Source organism: Bradyrhizobium genomosp. I (2014) (assembly GCF_000261685.1).
Lineage (GTDB): Bacteria > Pseudomonadota > Alphaproteobacteria > Rhizobiales > Xanthobacteraceae > Bradyrhizobium.
In genome coordinates, this window is the sequence record NZ_AJQE01000278.1 from 1 (window position 1) to 18,149 (window position 18,149).

The following is an 18,149-nucleotide window of genomic DNA, read 5'->3' on the forward strand; positions in this document are numbered from 1 at the left end:
CTCGGCCATTCGTCGGGACAGCAAAGTGTCAATCGGCCTGTAAATTTGGCTCTGACTCACTTTTGATGCAGTTTGGGGGATGCGTGGCGCTTTGATTGGAGGAGAATCAACGCCATGCAGCAAGCACTCCACCGCTCCAGTCTGGTGCCGCGTGGGTTTGTTGTAGAGAGTGCGTACTACGAAGGTGATAAGGCCGTGATTGAGATCCGGGCGTCCGGAAGCGTCGGTCTGTGTCCCTTGTGCGGAACAGTTTCTCGGCGTGTCCATAGCCGGTATCGGCGACGCGTGACTGACCTCCCGCTTTCGGGGCGGATCGTACAGCTCCTGGTGGTCGCCCGCCGCTTCCGCTGCGACGCCGTCCTGTGCGGGCGCCAAATCTTTACTGAGCGCTTCGACGAAGGGGTGCCGGCTCCATCAGCGCGACGCACGGCGAGGCTGGACTCCATTGTCCATCACCTCGGTCTGGCTCTTGGCGGACGACCGGCGGCAGGCTTCGCAAAACGGCTGATGCTGCCGGTGAGCAAGGATACGCTCCTTCGCGTGGTTCGACGCCGTAGCCGTCCGCCGGCTGACCCGCTCAGGATTATCGGCATTGATGATTGGGCCTGGCGGCGCAATCACCGATACGCCAGCATCATCTGCAACCTGGAAAGGCGCCGGGTGGTCACCCTGCTGCCGGACCGTGAGCCCTCGACCGCCCAAGCCTGGCTCGCCGCCCATCCCACGATCGCGATCGTCGCCCGCGACCGCGGCGGAGGATATGGCGAAGCCGCAGCAAAGGCCCTGCCGCACGCGGTACAGGTCGCAGATCGTTGGCATTTGATGGAGAACGCCAGCCGGGCCTACCTCGATGCCGTCCGAAAATCGATGCGCCAGATCCGCAGCGCAATTGGAGCAACTACGATCAATCCCGAGCTGCTAACAGCTGCGGAGCGTCTCCAATATGAGGGCTATCTCCGGCGCGAGGAGGCTAACGCGACCATCTTGAGCCTGTCGAAAGGTGGGACGCCGATCAAGCAGATAGTGCGCCAGACGGGCCACAGCAGGGGGCTGGTGCGACAGGTGATCCGCGGCGAACGCCATGATGTCTTCCGGACCCGGGAGAGCTCTCTCGATCAGCACCTGCCATGGCTCGACGACCAATGGGCAGCCGGTTGCCGAAACGGCGCTGAACTTTGGCGCCGCTTACGGGCGCGCGGTTTCCGAGGCTCCCTTCGTGTTGTCGGCGAGTGGACGACTCGTAGACGGCGGGCCGAAAAGACTGATGTCGAAACCCTTCATCGGATTCCATCGGCCAGAACGATCGCTCGTCTCATGACCGTCGGACGGGATACGCTATCGAAGGCAGAGACGGTGACCGTCGCTGCGGTAGAAGCTGGCGTGCCACCCCTGGTCGAGGCACGCGAGATCATCGCCGAATTCCACCTGATGATCCGACGCAAGACCGAGGCGGGCCTCGTCCCATGGATCGAGCGCGCTCGCGCCAGTCTTGTTGCATCGTTCGCCCGCGGCGTAACGAACGATGAAGCGGCGGTTCGGGCGGCGATCACCTCGCCCTGGTCCAACGGACAGACTGAGGGGCAGATCACGCGCCTCAAGCTCGTCAGACGCCAAATGTACGGCCGTGGCAAAATCGATCTGCTTCAAGCCAGACTAATCGGCGCAGAATAAACCCAGCTGCACCAAAACTGCGTCAGAGCCAATTTTGCAGACGATGACGTAATTGCGGTCGGCGCCCGCGGCTCAAAAAGGTCCGCTATCTTCAAGCCTTCCCGCAATCTCACGAATCGGAGGGGGCCATGAAGCAATATGTTGGGCTGGATGTCTCGCAAAAAGAAACGTCGGTATGTGTGGTCGACGAAGTGGGTCAGATCTTGTTCGAAGGAAAGGCAAAGTCCGCCCCCGGGGCGCCCGCGGCATTGCTTCGCAAGCGGGCGCCACAAGCGGAGCGCATCGGATTTGAGACCGGGGCGATGGCGAGCTGGCTATGGCATGAACTTCGTAGGGTCGATCTCCTAGTGGTTTGCATCGACGCGCGGCATGCCCACGCGGCTTTGTCCGTACGCATGAACAAGAGCGATCAGAATGATGCTCGAGGTCTGGCCGAACTGGTGCGGGTTGGTTGGTATCGAGAAGTCAAGGTCAAGAGCGAGGAAAGTCAGAAGATCCGCGCGATACTCGTCGCGAGATCCCGGCTCGTGTCCATGCGCCGAGACATCGAGAACCAGGTCCGGAGCTTGATCAAAGAATACGGCTTGCTGTTCCCGCGCGCAATCGGCCAGCAGTTCCGCAACCTGGTCAGCGAGCTATTGGGCGATAATCATCCACTCCTTAGCGTGATCTCGCCGCTCCTGTTGATCCATGAGCATATCTGTCAGCAGCAGAACAAGTTCGACGACGAAGTTCGCCAGTTGGCGAAGGCGGACGAGACGACGCGCCGCCTAATGACCGTTCCCGGTGTCGGCGTGGTGACCGCCTTGACTTTCCGCCATACGATCGATGACCCATTGTCGGCGTTGACAGTCGGCGCCTACCTCGGCCTTACACCTCGGCGCAACCAATCTGGCGAAACTGACATCAACGGCAAGATATCTCGATGGGGCGACCGGCTTCTCCGAACCTACTTGTTTGAGGCCGCCACCGTACTTCTCTATCGGACAAAGAAGTGGTCTTCCCTCAAGGCCTGGGGCATGAAGCTCGCCAAGCGGATCGGTATGAGGAAGGCAAAGGTCGCTGTCGCCCGAAAGATCGCAGTCATCCTTCACTGCATCATGGCACATCCTTCGACTGGGGGCAGCCGCAGCCAGTCTGATATTTGCTCGCAAGTTCCTGGTCCGGTCTGCCGGACTGGCGATGTCCCGCTGGGACGGTGTTGAGGCGACCTCGTTCATTCGGCTGGTGGCGGCTCGACCGTACTCCGCTGCAAACGTTGAGGCGTCCGACCCGGACATCATCATGAGGCGCTGCGCGACCTCGGAAAGGACCGTGACCCCAGTGAAGACATAACCAGCCCGGGCGATCCAATGCCTGGCCGGCAAAGTACGCATCAGCCGCGCTCGCGCCGTCTCCGCAACCCTGACCAGCTCCGACAGCGCGAGCGCTACCGTCGTGCCGTCGGAAAGTTTAAAAGGTGATTGACAACAATCCGCAATTAAAGGGCCGAATGACAGTCTTCGCGCCGCTGAATGCCTGGATGTTCAAGGCCATGAGCGGCCATAATGTTCAGATTCTGTCCGTTTCGATCTTCATCATCGGTAACCTGATCTGCGCGATCGCTCCGAACTTCCTCACCCTTGCTGCAGGCCGCGTCATTTCGGCCTACGGCGCGGCGATGTTCACCCCGTCGGCTACCGCGCTGGCCGTGGAACTCCTGCCGCCAGCCCGCAAAGGGTTCGCGTTGTCTCTCATCTTTGGCGGCATGACTGTTTCACAGGTTGCCGGCGTTCCTGCCACAAGCTGGATCGCGGATGCTATCGGCTGGCGCTTCTCATTCGGTTTCGTCGTCATTGCCGGGCTTCTCGCATTGATAATCTTCGCTCCGATGATGTCCGGAATAGCTACCAAGGCGCCGGAGCGCGGAAACAGCCCGATCTCAAAAGGCCTCTCCAAGGCCACCTACGGTATCCTTTCCGTGACGTTATTCGTCGTCGTTTCCGAGTTCATCGTTTACTCCTATGTGAGCGTATTCATCATCGGTTCTCTGCTTGCCGGGGTGCCGCTGCTCTCAGCCGCACTCTTTGCCTACGGCTTCGGAGCCGTGACGGGAAACGTTGCGTGCGGCGTTCTGACTGACCGTTTTGGCCCGTATAAAGTTCTCATTGCGGTTGTAGGCGCGCAACTCATCCTGCTCGTAGGTTTGGTTGCGTTCAGACAGCATGGTGCCCTCACCGTGCTCATCGCCTTCTTTTGGGGTAACGTGAGCTACATGTATCTCGTCCCGATCCAGCACCGTCTTCTCGGTCTGGCCGGAGATAGGTCGAAGCTGGTACTGGCGATGAACAGCTCGACCACCTTCGCGGGGATCGCCATTAGCGCTTTTCTCGGCGGCATCCTTGTCGAGACTAGCGGCGTCCCGTCTCTGGCTGCGGCATCGATCCTGATTGGTCTCATCGGCATCGGGCTGGCTGTTGCCTTCATGCGTGACGCAGCACCTGCAGAAACCGCGACTGCAGCATGTCCGAGATGATATCGCTCAACGATCGAGTTATTGCAGTCCCACAATTAAGAACGAAGCCTCAAACGGCATTTCCGCAGCGTGCTATGCATTTGGATCGAAGCCGCACGCGTTCTAAGGGGCCGCCCTGGCGCCTTCAAGGCGATGCTGGCTCGCTTGAACCAATTGGAGGCGGAGATGGACGCCTTGAAGGGACAACGGGTCTCGACCCGGCACATATGGCGGCGGGCGGCGCGTCCGTGTCGCTCGGCTACGAGGGTGGCGTACGGTGGCGCGCGGGTTCATCCGAGGATGAGGAGCCCCATTTCCAGCCACGAGAGGCCGAGCCGGAGGCGTCCAAGGGCGGGCTCGGCAGGGCCACGCGACAAGCTGGTGGAGCAACTGGCCGCGCAGCGGTGACTTTGGCGCTTACTCCAATCTGTCTATCGAAGTGGATGGTTTGACCAATCCCAATACAATTCACGCGCGTAACGTTCATCCTCGAAAGTCTTTGTGCGAGGTACGCCTCTAGCAGGCAGTTGAAAAACGTGCTCGCCGCCGACCAGCGACCGTGATTCATTGGCTCCGACGAGATTCGGAAATGATGCGTGCGCGGCGGCGACAATCGAACGGGCGAGCTGTTCAGCTACGTCGATCTCGAGGCTCGGGTGCGGCGTGACCATCCGCTGCAAGCGATCCGGACGATCGTGAACGAGGCGCTGTCGACGCTGGAGCGCGAGTTTGCCGCGCTCTATTCGCCGACTGGGCGGCCGTCGATCCCGCCGGAGAAGCTGCTGCGGGCGTGCTGTTGCCTCAGCGCAGCCGGCCAGTATGGTCCATAACGGACGAACCCGGTTGTGCGAGCACCTTCATGAGCTGGACAGGGGAGCACCGGCCCGGCGGCGTGCACTTCCCCGGCGCGTTGGTCACGAGCGTACGGTTCGGGGCGCAGGAATATCTTGCCACGCCCACACTGCGATCCGCTCGCAACTCTTGTAACTCTGACGGCAGTGATCGGTGGACGGCCTCGGGAGATCAACGCTGTCATGCGGTTTGCGAGACAGCTCATGACTGGAAGAGACCGTCGAAAAGCCAAACGCACGGCGCGCCCCGACAAGGCATCGCCGGACAGGTGCGAGAACACGCTTTGCAGAGAGCGGTTTCCGGAGGCGAGTCGGATCAGCCAACCCGAAGATCCTCAGCTGACATCTTGCCCGAACGCCCGGCCTTGAGCTGATAACTTACCCGAGCCCCCTCTTCGAGAGTGGTGTAACCGGCCCTTTCGACGGCACCGATGTGCACGAAGACATCGGGACCTCCGTCCTCAGGCCTGATGAACCCATAACCTTTGGTCGAGTTGAACCACTTCACAATACCCATTGCCACGGCGGCATCTCCATAGTGAACCGTTGTGATCTAGCGAAGAGTCTGCCGGCCATCAAGATGGTCGGCAAGACGCCAGCGTCGCTGCGCTGGTCACATGCTCGTTTTTTTATCGCATGGTCTATCTGCGGCCGCATTGTGCAAACGACAGAAAGCGCCGTGACGTCGACCACACTTCGATTCAAGGCTTCAGGATCCGGATGACGTTTTGACCTTCGCTTCACTCGTCGCGCGCTAGCGGCTTACAGAAGAGTTGCAGAGCCTCGAACACGCCGCGCTCATCCGGAGCCGAGCTAAAGCGAATGGGATTGATCGTCGTTGAACGACAGGGCGGCCGTGAACTCCTTCGCGCAGCCTGGGATCAGGATAATCAATCCGCGCCATGCCTGCATTGAGCTACGTGACATGCTTTCTCAAGCACGAAGACAGTCCCAGAGCTGCGCTTTAGCTGTTCGCGTTTAGATATTAGCCGCACGCCGGCCATGTCGGACGAACAGGGGTCTGCGAGACAATCCTCAAGGAAGCGCATCTGGCAACTTACCGCCCGCTCGTCATGTTGTGGTTGAACGCCAGGAAACCCGCTCGCCAGCGGTGGAGGCTGTTCAAACCGGTAACTTGCGCATCTGACGACCTTCATCGCGTCTGCCGGCGGCTCATCAGCTCTCTCGCCTTGGGTTCGATGAATTCAGCTGAGCACCGTGAATACGTTGAGATAACCAATGGTCTCAGCCCGCTGACCGAATTTTACTCAGAACAAAGCCGCCTCGATGCATAGGTGTATTCAAGGGCCAGTTGACGCGCATATTCCCTGAGGTTGGCGGCGGCGCTGTGCCCCCCGTCGATGTTCTCGTAATAGAAGTAAGGCTGGCCCAGCGCGGCGAGCTTCGCGGCAGCTTTGCGGCCGTGCGCTGGATGCACGCGGTCGTCTTTGGTGGAGGTAAGAATTAGGGGAGCGGGATAAGTCTTGCCCGCCATCAGCTTCTGGTAGGGCGAGTAGCCTTCGATCCACGCACGCTGCTCGGCAATGGCAGGGTCACCGTACTCGCCGATCCAGGAGGCGCCTGCGCCCAGTTTGGTGTATCGAAGCATGTCAAACAGCGGCACCTTGATGATGGCCGCGTTGAAGAGTTCGGGACGTTGGGTGATTGCGGCGCCAACGAGCAGGCCGCCCTGGCTGCCGCCAATGATTCCGAGCCGGCTCGGACTTGTGATCTTCCGGCGGATCAGGTCCTCGGCAACGGCAATGAAATCATCCCATGTCGTCTGCTTCGTTGCCGTCTGGGCCGCTTGATGCCATTGTGGGCCAAACTCGCCGCCCCCACGCAGGTTCGCCACGACATAGGCATTGCCCTGTTCGAGCCAGAGCCGTCCCACCGGTCCCAGATAAGAGGGCAGAAGCGAAGCCTGGAAACCGCCATAGCCATAAAGAAGTGTCGGGATCGTCCCGTCAAATCTTGCGTTCTTCGGCCGCACCAGAAAATAGGGAATTGACGTGCCATCACGCGAAGTGGCTTCGAGCTGCTCCACGATATGATTGGACGCATCGAAGGCAGCCGGTGTCGTCTTCAACTCCTCAAGGCTTTTGCTTTCGACATCAAAATACCAGACTGAGGTTGGTCTGAGATAGCTCGAGACCGCGAACATGGCTCGGTCCGTTTCATCGGAGGTGGCTAACAGGCTGACATTTGCATGTTCCGGCAGCGGGATGGGCGCCGCGGACCAAGCTCCGTGATCGTACTTATAAGCGAACGCTCTGCTCTGAACGTTCTCAAGGATCGTCAGGATCAACAAATTCTTTGTGGCGCCTAACCCGCTCAGGGCCTGGCGGGGCCCAGGTTGGAAGACGAGCGAGGCTTTGGCACGCATCGGATCCTGTTTCCATTCGGCCAGATCATACGAAATCAGCGATCCGGCGGCGAAGCTGATATCGCCTGGCGGCCTCCAATCTTCATCAAGCCTTACAAGCAGGTGACCACCCACTAGACCGATCATCGCGGCCTTCTTCGGCAGATTGAGCTTGACGGGCCCATTGGGGCGGAAGACCACATACTCGGACTCGAAAGAGCTGATTGCGCGGATCGCGCCGGTCTCATGAATGTTGCCCTCGCTGTCACGAAGCACGAAGGGGGACATCGAAACGTCGGTGGGCTCGCCACGAAAGATCTCGCGAGCCTCACTGAGCGCCTGAGCGCGTTTGAGCTCCTTCACCACAAAGGGGTAGCCGGCTTGCGTCAAAGTCCCCTCGCCCCAGTCACGTGCAACAAGGAGTGTGTCACGATCGACCCAGCTGACGTGCTGCTTGCCCTCTGGGAGATAAAAGCCATCCGCAACGAAGGTCTTGGCGTCGCAGTCGAATTCTCGTATGGACGCGGCATCCTTGCCGCCATCGGAAAAACTAATCAGGCAGAGGCGCTCTTCAGGCGGAAGGCAGCTGCTACCTTGAAAGATCCAATTCCTGTTCTCGGCGACCGCCAAGGCGTCCACGTCGAGAATGGTTTCCCACTGTGGGTCTTTGCTACGATAGCTCTCGAGCGTGGTGCGTCGCCAGACGCCGCGCACCTGGTTCTCATCTTGCCAGAAATTCTCCAAGCCGCGCCGTTTCAATGAAACATATGCGATCCGATCCTTGGCCTGCAGGATGGAGAGCGCCTGTCCGTAGAAGTGCCCATAGCGAGGATCTGACTGGAGCACCCCGAGCGTCTTCTCGTTCTCGGCGCGAGCCCAAGCCACTGCGCTTGGCCCTTCGATCTCCTCGAGCCAAAGGAATGGGTCATCAGTCACCGCCGCATCCGTTCGCTCCTGTGAAAGCGCCGTGGAGGTGATGCAGGCAATCGAAAGCAGCGTGGCGGAGAAGAGTAATGTATTCATGGATTTGCTCCGGCTGAGGTCGAGCGGTCAGGCTCGCGGGCCCTGCGGGTCAAGCAGAAGCGGCGGAAAGCACACAAGCCCGTGACATAGCGCGGCTTGCGCTATGTCACGGGCCGTTCATTGCAAGCTGCGTGCCGGCTGAAGAGTCGCAAGTTTCAGCCGTTAGTGGCTGCACGACCATGTTCGGTTGCCGACATTGGTACGCCGAGCGACATCACAGCGTCTCGGCGGAGAGCCTGCCAGACAGCGCCAGCATTTTTGATCTTCAGTGGCAAAGACCCGGGACACAGCGAAGCAGCTTTCCTCCGCATATGAGATTGCTCCTTCTCGCTGGGTCACCGGGCAGACTTGTCGACGGGCATCATCCCCACGAAGAGCAGTGCATTGATCAGCAGCTAAGCCGGCATCGCCAAGGGTGGTATGGATGGCGACCTCCGACTCGCTGACTGCAAGCGTTGCCGATTTGGACGAGCCTTTTCCTCGCGAAACCCACTAGTCACGCCGAACGATCGGTTCGTTGACTGATTGCCGAGAGGCTTGCGCTCGAGACGAGGAGAGTAAAAGCGCTCCAGAAACGGCCTACGTTGCAACACGTCTTAAGATTCAGCCGACAATCAACAACACGTACAAGCACCAGATCAGGTTCTTCGGGTAAAACGGCGAAATGAAGCTGGGCATCAGCAGCAATTGAGGGAGCTACGGCCCAGCTTTTAAACGATCCTGATCCACCCGGCGGCAACCCACGCACGAGCCGTGGTCTTCATCGAACCCCCTATTACACAAACGAGATCAAGGGCGAGATTTTCGATCCGAGAATGCCCGCTGCTGCCGGATCAGCCGGGCTGGTTCAAGGCTAGTGCAACCCTCACTGCGAACCGTTCCGTAACGGTGCTGTTGCGGCCCAGAGCATGCGCCGCTTTCCGGGGCGGAACGATCAACGGCAGCAGCGCGCCGACCGGCGCCACCACCACTCGCATCAGCGTCGTTTAGAGATAGAATATGAGTTGACTGTATCGTCCCCTTCTGATCATGGACCACTCGCATGATGTCTTGATTCATGGGCCCTACGCCGCCCACAAGAACCGCGTCAGCGCCAAAGCCTGGATTGCTCCTCGTCCTGCTACAGAAGCCTGTCATCCGCCGTGCTATGCTTTTCGCCCGGTCAGTCCTCGCGGGCTCCGACCTCTTGTCCGCGATGACCATCGCGTGAAGCTGTCGGCGCCGGCAGATCCCAGAGTCTGTCCTGTGTATGCTTCAGTGGAGCCGCTAAAGCCACAAAGGCCGACATCACGTCTGCATAGGCAGCCTCCTTCAAAGCTGCATCGGCGGGATCGGTCTCGTTATAGGCGGTGAGCGCCGCGGCATAATTTTGATACAGGGGCATTTGAGCCTCGTTGGTCCAGCCGAGACCGAGGTGGTGGAACTGATCAGCCGGAACGGTGATGCGGCTCTTGTCCAGCTCCCGGAGGTAGTCCGCCGACCAGTCGTGGATGGTATAGGATTCAATCTTATCCATCATCGACCGCCAGCGCCTGACACGCTCCTCAAGCGGCATATTGGCCGCTTTCGAAATAGCGTCTGCGATTTCTTCGGGATGGTTTGGATCTACCAGCAGGGCCTCGTCCTCGTTGAAGTCTTCAGCCGCCCCAGCAAACTTCGATAGTACCAGAACGCCGGGATCCTTCGGATCTTGGGCAGCAACATATTCTTTCGCTACCAGATTCATGCCGTCCCGCAGCGGCGTGACGACACCTACATGTGCCGCGCGGTAAAGTCGCGCGAGTGCAGCCTGGCTGAACGGGTCATTCGTGTAGTGGATCGGCCTCCACTCCTCTGTGCCATGCTCGGCATTGACATGGTTGATCGCATTCTCCACGTCCTCTTTGTACTTTCGATACTCGTCGACGTCGGCGCGCGAGGACGGCGCGATCTGCAACAGCGAGATGCTGCCCGGCTCGCCCGCCAAGAGCTGGTCAAACGCTTCGACGCGTTTGTCGATGCCTTTCGTGTAGTCGAGCCGGTCTACGCCGATCGCAAACTTGGCGCCCTCGAAGTTTTGCAATAATGACGATATTTTTTCTTGCTCTGCGGGCGAGAGCTCTGCCGCAAGATACTCTGCGAATTGCCTGGGATCGATACCGATTGGAAATTTTTGAACTCGCGTCTGGCCACGCTCCGTGGTCACGACGCCATCCTTGCTCTCCAGCCCGAAATAGGTTCGCAGGCAGGCCAAGAAATTGTCCAGATCCCGGTTTGTCTGAAAGCCGAGCAGATCGTATTCCAGCATCGACTTCATCAGTTCGCGATGATTGGGTACGCGCTCTATCATGTCGGGCGTCGGCCATGGCGTGTGCAGAAAGAAGCCGGTCGGCCGCTCGATGCCGAGATTGTGCAGATCGCCCCCGAGCGGGAGCAAATGAATAATCATGCACCCAGAATGCGTCCCGATCCCGCAAGTCGAACGCCGCACGCGCGATGAAGTTGTTCATCTGTCGATAGCTGTCGTATCCCTCTTCCGCGCGCGACATCCGGTCGGACAGGGAGTGTAATACCGGCCACAAGGTTGAATTCGAATAATCTCGATAGTAGCCGCGATGGTGCGCGGCCGGCAGATCGAGTTCGGCCACATGGCCTTCGCCAGCCTTCACGAGTGGCAGGGGCCGCTCAGTCCCGTCGCCGCGATTCTCCGAGGAGAACATCCAGACCGCGCCGGAACGTTCGACGACCGGCTCGAGGGCTGCGGCAAGTCCGCCGGTATGGGGATTATTGGGGTCGAACGGCGCGCCGCGGTTCGAAATGACGACCAGCTTCATGTCGGGTTGCTGGCTTACTGAGCGATGCTCCACGTCGCCCGAGGCAACAGTATGGGAAGGACCTACACCTCCTTCTTGCATCTGCTCCAACGGTATCTCGTCCAGGTGCAGGTCGAAGGCCGCTTGGCCTAAGGTTTCATCTTGCTCGGTCGCGCCTGATGTGCTGCCGGAATCCAACGTTGCGTTGTCGAGCGCGTCATGGATTCGAACCATCTCGTAGCTCCCTTTGGCGATGTTTACGTTCGATGCAGTCGTACATCAGCCCCGAGATATCTCCACTACGCCACGATGGCAGGTCCAGCTTTCCGGAAGCTGACCAGTCGAGCAAAATGGCCGGATTGCGCATCCAACCAGGACTTCAAGGCGGTCGTGGTAGATGAGGCGACGAGATGTCGGATTAAGGCAAGACGACGTTTGGCTTCATCGATTTGACGCTAGGAAGACTCGGGCGCTGTGGCGAGGTCACCGTCCTGCTCGGCACCCTTTGAATGGCGCGAGCGCGCATTGACGAGGTCCATCGAGTACGTCAATCATCTGGATGTCGCAGATCGGCGCGCCAACATCGCCCCCCCGCTCCGCCATCCCGACGGCACGATATAGACGGCCGTCATAGGCCTTCTGGCGTGGCCCTCCGTAACGCACCAGCGCGCATCCGAATACCAGGTAGAAACCAGAAGAAGCTCCTTGCATCAAACTACCGCGCCTCACAACATTCGGTCTATCAGGTTGTGGCCGTGCGTGGTGATACGATCCGCTTCCATGACATGCCCCTGTTCATACACAGTGAGGAGGATGCCTCCGATGTGGTCGGCTTAATGATCTGCCGGCGGCACTAACAAATTCGGGCGGCTCCCGACTATGCGCCAACGAACGAAACTGTAGCTCGAACGTTTGACCAATCTAGCGGAGACGTGCGCCGTTAAATAACTCCGTACGAATCGATAGCAACATCACCGCGCCAAGTCGAGCCGCCGGGGACAGCGCTTCGCGTCTCCAGCAAGATGGGGTTACGAGCAGGCTTACAGCGTATGCCGGTCCCGGCTAACTCCTGCAAAACGAGCCGCGCACAAAAGGCGATCCGGGCTTTACCGTAGCGGCCGCAGTTGACGCATATGCACCATCGCAGTCATGATTTCATTTTCTTGCTTGGCTCCGAGGTCCGGCCCCTGCAAAGTTCACCCGAAATGGACGGAGACGCAACAAGTACGATCATTCGCGCACATCAAGCGGCGCGGCACAATGAGCCAGTCCAGACGACCTGAGCAACACGGACGAGCTGCCCTCGTCGGGCAATTCAGCTGCGCAAATGATGACGACCCTTTCGAAGGCAAGCGGCCAAATACGTTCACCTCCTTCGATCAAGCCGATTGAGACGCAACACATTCAGAGAACAAAAAGTCGACGCGCAGTGCCCGTCGTCCAGCAGACCAAATCCAGCTTGGAGCAAGGCGCGCGGAACGCATGCTATTTTTTTAGAGTTGAGCCCAGCTCCGGGGACAGGGACGACGGAGCACGCGAGTTCCGGCGGGCGGCCAACGAAGAATGAGCTGCAGTCGCAGGGGCAGAGAACAACGTACACTGCAAGCACCGTTTCGATTCTGAAGGAGAAAAGCTGACCAGCGGCAATCGCCACCTAGCGAGCTTGCATCAACGGCTAGCAGGAACGCCGCTAGCGAAAGCTCTTGCGGCCATTATCGAGCTAGAGGACGAAGTCGACCCAAAGGTTCTCCTCTCAGAGGCAAAACCGCGCCTTTGCGCGCGCTCGTCAGCGGGCGAGTAGCTGGCTAAGCTCAATCAAGATGCCGTCTTCGCACGAATTTATGGTGTCGCAACGCTTACGCCTCGTCGTTCAGCCGCGCGATGCGCTCCTCCGATTTGCGGGCACGCTGGACACCCGGTCTCGCGTTCTGGTCGAACAGGATCGCTGGATGGGCGCAACGAAGTCAGAAAGCCACTGGGCGCGACATCGACAGTTCGTGAACTCGGTGTTCTGGAAAGCCTGCAACCGCGGGCGGATTTAACCAACGCCGCGAACGCGGAGAGCATTTTCTCAGATTCTTATCGAGGTGCTGGGTCATCGTGATCGAACGTGCTGCTATCATCGTCCGGAGGATGATGAAGCAAATAGGGCAGTAGGCGCCATGTTGACTTAAGCGATATGCCGAGCACTTTGAGCAGTCTAAGTGCCACTGGCTACACTCTCAAGCTCTCAATGTTTGCTATGAAACGCACGCCAACGTTGGCGACCAATGCAAGATCCTGCTGCCTTAGCCCCAACGAGTTCGGCCGCTCGACCACCCAAGGGCTGTCGTATCTTGTATATTGATCATCAAATTTTCCACGGCGCAGCACCGCCCTAGCGCGCTTCATCGTTTGGGTGCGCAGCGCATGGATCATGTCCCTTTCGAAGACGGCTGGCACTCGAAGGGCAACGCCCGGCAAGTAAACTCAGGCCGGGAATTCTGGTTCTAGCCTACGCCAGCGCGAACCAATCCCTCTGTCTACCAGATCCACAAAGAGCCAATTTGCGTCGCACGAGCATCTGTCCTGCCCTTGACACTTCCCATGTAATCTCGTCGAGGTCAGCAGCGATCTCCTCGGCGCTACGCAGTTCGCGTCTTCGCAGCGACTTCAGAACGCGCCGCCCGAGCGCGACGAGGTCGAAGTTGGGCTCGACGTTACCTTCTTCAAAGCGGTCACACCAGAGGAGCTGGCCGCGCCAGATTATAAAATGACTACCGCATCCTCCGTCTCGCCAAACCGATGGATAGAGGGTTGGCTTGTCGGTCCGCATATCCAATCTCCAAGACTTTCCTACGCGTGGATCGAGATTGACAACGAGCGTTTCACCGCATCCGTCCGGACAGCGCATGAGGACCGAGCGTAGCGCGCCTCGCTGGATGACCACCGCATCGCCGGGAGCGGCAAGCATTCTTTCTCCCTCATCGCGGTGCTCCGCAAAACCGAGCAGGTTCACCTTCCTCGCAACCATGCTCATGTCTTGCTCGCCAGGTCGCGCGCCAATTGGGCGGCGACGGCGTATCCTTTTGTACGCCTAAAGCGGTCGGCAGCAGGACCGTCATCCCATTGACAGCGCCTGAGGAGTTGAACGGCGACCGCGGCCTGATATTCAGTGGAACACGATTGTACTGCGATTCCCATCCGCCTGAGCTGTCGCACCACGCTGGACATCCAGCAGAATTTGCTGGCAGGATCACAGGGCCCGGGAGGATGCAAGAACGATGACGGAGCGTAAAGACGATCAATCTCAGCCGCCCAGATGGCAGAGATGGCATCTTCATATACCTGAGGGTTGCACTCCGGTGGCATTTGAAAGGCAAGCCAGGTCTCCAACGCCGCCAGATCCGCCGTCAGGGGAGCGGAGCGGACAACCGACGCAAGGTCGATCACAATCGCATGGTCGTTGCGCACGCGTACGTTTTCCCCATGGAGATCGCCATGCGCCGGCGCACTGCGGTAGCGCTGGCGCAGTTTGCCTAACTGATCAAGAATGATGTCCGGCTTCGCCGTAATACCAAAGTGGAAAGCATCTTCAACATAGCGCGACTTCAGCTCGCAAGGACGCAGTATACCGGCGTCTATCATAGCTTGGACAACTGAGCCCTCGTCCGGATCCTTGCCGTATGCTTGATCACGCCAGCCGCCAAGGGTCTCTTCGATCAGCGACGTCACGGCCCGAGCCGCGAGATTTCGGCGCGCTAAATTCCATAAGGATTCGGATCTGTCGACGAAACTTCCGACCAACAGACCGCGTTCCGCGCCGAATACCGGATCGTGAATATTCGGTCTCAGGCCGAAAGGAATATATCGATCCGCGTATTCGCGATAGTTCCGGTATTCTTGGTCGATCTTGTTGCGCCGATCCAGTTTGGCGAAATCAGGCTGCGGCCATGCTCCAGCATTGGACGTATGAACGGTCATGTGAACGGCGAATACGCGAGCTTGTGACAGGCCTCCCGTGAGTTCCTCCAGCACGATCCGACTGCAGTGCGCGAAGGCGCGCTTAAAGAGTATCTTGTCGGCCTCGCGCAAGGGTTCGCGGTCGCCCGCGACTTCGATCTTGAGGTCTGCGCGCGGCCTCTGACCGGCGTCATGCCTTGCGATCCTCTCCGCTAAGGAATGCGCCGCGGTATCTGTGCGGACCGCGACCCCGGCGACATTCAGGACGGATTTCGTAGACGCCTGCACGCGCCCCATGGTCTCGTCGTCGTCTGCGATGAGATCGACCCGCAAACCGCTGTCGATAAGGGTTCTCACATGGACGTCGGCGGCCCTCACTACGTGTTCCGGCATGTCAGAGCCGAACTGAAACACGGCGGCGCAGGCGTTTGAGGTATCCACGCCATCCGCCGAGGCGCAGCACAGCAGGTGCAGGTTCCGTTGCACGAACTCTCGCTTGGTTTCGGGCGGCGGCGGCGTACCGAACCACAGCACTTCGGGTCGCGCCTCAGCCATTGTTCGCCCTCGGCCGTACCGGAAGGGGCCACGAGGGCCCTTTGGCGAGAGCGCCGCGGCGCGAACAGACGATGCAATCCTCGACTCTTCTTGCTTGCGTCGGTCGCACCGCGCCTCTGACACCGTCGTAAAGCTGGAATCGAGCATGGCCGGGCATCGAGGTCGCGGCAGCCATGAACATGGTGGCCGCCAGCGACGCCATCGTCGTGTTGATTGACATGACGGCCGGTTGAGGCTCGTAGTCCCCCACCAGATAGGGATCGGACGCGCGGCGTTCCGGGCTCATCATCTCGCGTCGGATCTGATTTGCGTCTAGCGCGCCCGTGCATGTGAGACATGGCAACTCAGGAGCCAACATTTGCACGCGCCCGGTGATGTGGGTGACTGCGCTCTCCCGGACGGTAATGCTCGTGCCCATGTCGATTGTGGGCACCAGGTATTGGTAGGCGATGTGGCAGACCACTGTCCTGCTCGCATGGGAATCAGTGCAGACGAAGACGAAGTCGAGGCCGACAAGCTCCGCCGCGATGTTCGCGTCGACTACATCGGCTCTCAGTCCCCGCACCCGCGAGGCCGGGGAACACGCGAGTATCTCCCTTTCTGCGACAGCGATCTTGCTCGTGCCCACGTCACCGGGACCGGCTCCGGCCAAGCGGTTGAGGTTCGTGGTTTCGACCACGTCAGGATCGATCAGCACGAAATCGCGAACGCCGAGGCGAGTAAGCTGTTGGAGCAGCACTGACCCAGTGCCACCGACCCCGACGACCCCCACCTTCAGTGACGAGATTGCCCGCTGACCATCGGCACCGAAGGCGCGCACCTGGCGATCGTATCGGACATTGCCGCCTTCGGTGGATTTGTCGGACGACAGCAGGACCAGTCGCTCGCCTACCTGCCAGACCGGCACCTCCTGGGCCGTGCCGACCCGCCGGGCTCGGCAGCCCGCCGGACTCAATACGAGCGCCAGGTGTTCGCCTTGAGGCGCGCGGCGACGCAGATAGCCGGCCAATGCGACCTCGCCCGCATCGTCGACTGCGGAAAATCGTGGATGGCTCGGTTCGGACGGATGCGTATGCACCAGCACGACGCTTCGTCCCAGCGCGCGGGCACGGTTGGCGACTTCGACGATGAATGCAGATCGAAGCGTTGCCGACACCTCATCGCGATGCTCGTAAGCCGAATCGGCCACGGTCTCTACGTCGTCCACCAACCATGTATCGGTGTGCGGATCGTGCACCGAATAGGCCACCCCGCAGCTCTCGAATGGCGCTGAGGCCAGCAGGTCGGCCGAGGCCCGGCGATACGCCGGCCAGGAAAAACGCAGTCCGCTCATTGCAGTCGCCTCAGGCGATCGGCGATGGTGTTCATCCAGCTTGAGAGCGTGTCGCGGTTGGGATTCCATGCTTGGACATGCCAAGAGAACCAGAGTCCAGGCTGCGCGGTCTCCGGGATAATGTTGTTGTTGCCGGCATTGCACGGCATGCGTCCACCCTCGAGCATCAGATCGGTGTCCGCCCAGAAGCAGTCGGGTGCGGCAAAGGGGTAGCCGGTCGGAACCAGAAAGCGGATCGAAGTCGCAGCCCGGCTCCAGCCGAGCGGCAGCGAGATCGAACTGATCGTCACCAGGATTGCACCGCTCGGCAGTGTTTGCGTACGCACATCCGGCCAGCGCCTGCGCAGATCCTCGATCTGGACTTCAGCGGGGCCGCCCATCAGCCGAAGTTCGCCTTCGGGGCCGACGAGAAGCGAAGCGGACCTTTGTCCTTGTCTAACGACACTCGTTCGTCATCTCCGATAATGCGATCGGGATCGTTTCCGTGCCCCTCGAGAACGAGATCATGAGAGGAGTCCCAGTCGGCAACGCGCGCCTTAATTTGCAGCCCTGTCAGCGCCGGCTGGTCGGTCTCATACTTCTTGCCGCCGACAAAGAAGAAGTACGTCTCTTGGTGTGCGTTCTGCTTGTCACCCATCTGTTCGCCTCTATTGTCGTCGCCCAGCGCGGCTTCACGGCCGAACACGTGCGAGCTGCTGCAAATCACACGATGCGGGCTCCCGGCCCGCGTCTCAGGGCGTTGTTATACGAACAAGGTCGGTGATTTCCTTCGAAATGCGACCGATCCACGCCGAACGGCGCAGGAGAGAGGCTGAAGGGCTCAGGATCCGCGCTCTTTGGGGTCGGCCGGGTCGGTTCTGATGGCGCGCGAATCGAACGCCGTGATGAGTTTTCCGACAACCCAAGGTCACACTGCCCAAGTGGCCTGCACCTGAAGCCGAAGAAACAGGGCTCACCTCCAAAAAGCGCCGCGGCTAGAACGTTGGCTTTCGCCATGGTGCATGCACTTGTCCGGGCGCCCGAGCTCATTCAAATGCAGCCGGCGGATCCGGGTCGGGAGAGGCGGCCTCGGCTGCAGCCCAAAACTGGCGAGATGATCGAACCTTTGGCGGCAGCGGGCCGC

11 protein-coding genes and 3 pseudogenes are annotated in these 18,149 nt (G+C 59.7%); 4 read left to right on the forward strand and 10 right to left on the reverse strand.

The window, feature by feature from the left end; genetic code table 11:
* The first annotated feature begins 114 nt into the window (after window positions 1-114).
* From IC50_RS25695 to IC50_RS25710, 4 genes and pseudogenes are all read left to right on the forward strand, one after another.
* Window positions 115-1,671 carry an ISL3 family transposase gene (locus IC50_RS25695; protein ID WP_018645229.1) on the forward strand — a complete coding sequence of 519 codons (1,557 nt, stop codon included), beginning with the start codon at window positions 115-117 and terminating at the stop codon, window positions 1,669-1,671.
* Between the two features lie 128 nt (window positions 1,672-1,799).
* A pseudogene (locus IC50_RS25700) lies at window positions 1,800-2,812 on the forward strand (IS110 family transposase).
* A gap of 318 nt (window positions 2,813-3,130) precedes the next feature.
* Window positions 3,131-4,186, forward strand: coding sequence for an MFS transporter (locus IC50_RS25705; protein WP_223153711.1), 1,056 nt, complete (start codon window positions 3,131-3,133; stop codon window positions 4,184-4,186).
* Between the two features lie 575 nt (window positions 4,187-4,761).
* Window positions 4,762-4,956 (forward strand): annotated as a pseudogene (locus tag IC50_RS25710) (IS5/IS1182 family transposase); the annotation flags it as partial.
* A 376-nt stretch (window positions 4,957-5,332) separates the two neighbouring features.
* Here the strand turns inward: IC50_RS25710 and IC50_RS25715 are convergent.
* The 10 genes and pseudogenes from IC50_RS25715 to IC50_RS25755 form a co-directional block, all read right to left on the reverse strand.
* Window positions 5,333-5,539: a cold-shock protein gene (locus IC50_RS25715; protein WP_018645234.1), complete on the reverse strand. Its 207-nt coding sequence runs from the start codon at window positions 5,537-5,539 to the stop codon at window positions 5,333-5,335.
* A 741-nt stretch (window positions 5,540-6,280) separates the two neighbouring features.
* Complete coding sequence (locus tag IC50_RS25720; RefSeq protein WP_028143486.1) at window positions 6,281-8,404, reverse strand: prolyl oligopeptidase family serine peptidase; 2,124 nt, start codon at window positions 8,402-8,404, stop codon at window positions 6,281-6,283.
* A 1,162-nt stretch (window positions 8,405-9,566) separates the two neighbouring features.
* Entirely contained in the window at window positions 9,567-10,832 is a 1,266-nt protein-coding gene (locus IC50_RS25725; protein ID WP_244429645.1) for an alpha,alpha-trehalose-phosphate synthase (UDP-forming), read from the reverse strand.
* Window positions 10,833-10,878: 46 nt separating this feature from the next.
* Window positions 10,879-11,430, reverse strand: a pseudogene (locus tag IC50_RS43910) (trehalose-6-phosphate synthase); the annotation flags it as partial.
* Between the two features lie 1,980 nt (window positions 11,431-13,410).
* A complete protein-coding gene (locus tag IC50_RS25730) occupies window positions 13,411-13,614 on the reverse strand; it encodes a hypothetical protein (protein WP_131233130.1) in 204 nt (67 codons plus the stop codon).
* Window positions 13,615-13,690: 76 nt separating this feature from the next.
* Window positions 13,691-14,215 carry a DUF6527 family protein gene (locus IC50_RS25735; RefSeq protein WP_035711334.1) on the reverse strand — a complete coding sequence of 175 codons (525 nt, stop codon included), beginning with the start codon at window positions 14,213-14,215 and terminating at the stop codon, window positions 13,691-13,693.
* Window positions 14,212-15,693 (reverse strand): hypothetical protein, encoded by a 1,482-nt coding sequence (locus IC50_RS25740; RefSeq protein ID WP_028143488.1) that lies wholly within the window; start codon window positions 15,691-15,693, stop codon window positions 14,212-14,214. The genes IC50_RS25735 and IC50_RS25740 overlap by 4 nt, the downstream gene beginning before the upstream one ends.
* Window positions 15,686-17,026: a ThiF family adenylyltransferase gene (locus tag IC50_RS25745; protein ID WP_028143489.1), complete on the reverse strand. Its 1,341-nt coding sequence runs from the start codon at window positions 17,024-17,026 to the stop codon at window positions 15,686-15,688. The genes IC50_RS25740 and IC50_RS25745 overlap by 8 nt, the downstream gene beginning before the upstream one ends.
* On the reverse strand, window positions 17,023-17,406 hold the full coding sequence (locus IC50_RS25750) for an E2/UBC family protein (RefSeq protein WP_028143490.1): 384 nt from the start codon (window positions 17,404-17,406) through the stop codon (window positions 17,023-17,025). The genes IC50_RS25745 and IC50_RS25750 overlap by 4 nt, the downstream gene beginning before the upstream one ends.
* Window positions 17,406-17,711, reverse strand: coding sequence for a multiubiquitin domain-containing protein (locus IC50_RS25755; RefSeq protein ID WP_028143491.1), 306 nt, complete (start codon window positions 17,709-17,711; stop codon window positions 17,406-17,408). Before IC50_RS25755 ends, IC50_RS25750 begins: the two co-directional genes overlap by 1 nt.
* Between the last annotated feature and the right edge of the window lie 438 nt (window positions 17,712-18,149).

What these genes read in the sequence shown, in the direction of transcription:
- IC50_RS25695 (WP_018645229.1), top strand. Translation starts at nt 115, where the DNA reads ATGCAGCAAGCACTCCACCGCTCCAGTCTGGTGCCGCGTGGGTTTGTT.
- IC50_RS25720 (WP_028143486.1), bottom strand. Translation starts at nt 8,404, where the DNA reads ATGAATACATTACTCTTCTCCGCCACGCTGCTTTCGATTGCCTGCATC.
- IC50_RS25725 (WP_244429645.1), bottom strand. Translation starts at nt 10,832, where the DNA reads ATGATTATTCATTTGCTCCCGCTCGGGGGCGATCTGCACAATCTCGGC.
- IC50_RS25730 (WP_131233130.1), bottom strand. Translation starts at nt 13,614, where the DNA reads ATGATCCATGCGCTGCGCACCCAAACGATGAAGCGCGCTAGGGCGGTG.
- IC50_RS25735 (WP_035711334.1), bottom strand. Translation starts at nt 14,215, where the DNA reads ATGAGCATGGTTGCGAGGAAGGTGAACCTGCTCGGTTTTGCGGAGCAC.
- IC50_RS25740 (WP_028143488.1), bottom strand. Translation starts at nt 15,693, where the DNA reads ATGGCTGAGGCGCGACCCGAAGTGCTGTGGTTCGGTACGCCGCCGCCG.
- IC50_RS25745 (WP_028143489.1), bottom strand. Translation starts at nt 17,026, where the DNA reads ATGAGCGGACTGCGTTTTTCCTGGCCGGCGTATCGCCGGGCCTCGGCC.
- IC50_RS25750 (WP_028143490.1), bottom strand. Translation starts at nt 17,406, where the DNA reads ATGGGCGGCCCCGCTGAAGTCCAGATCGAGGATCTGCGCAGGCGCTGG.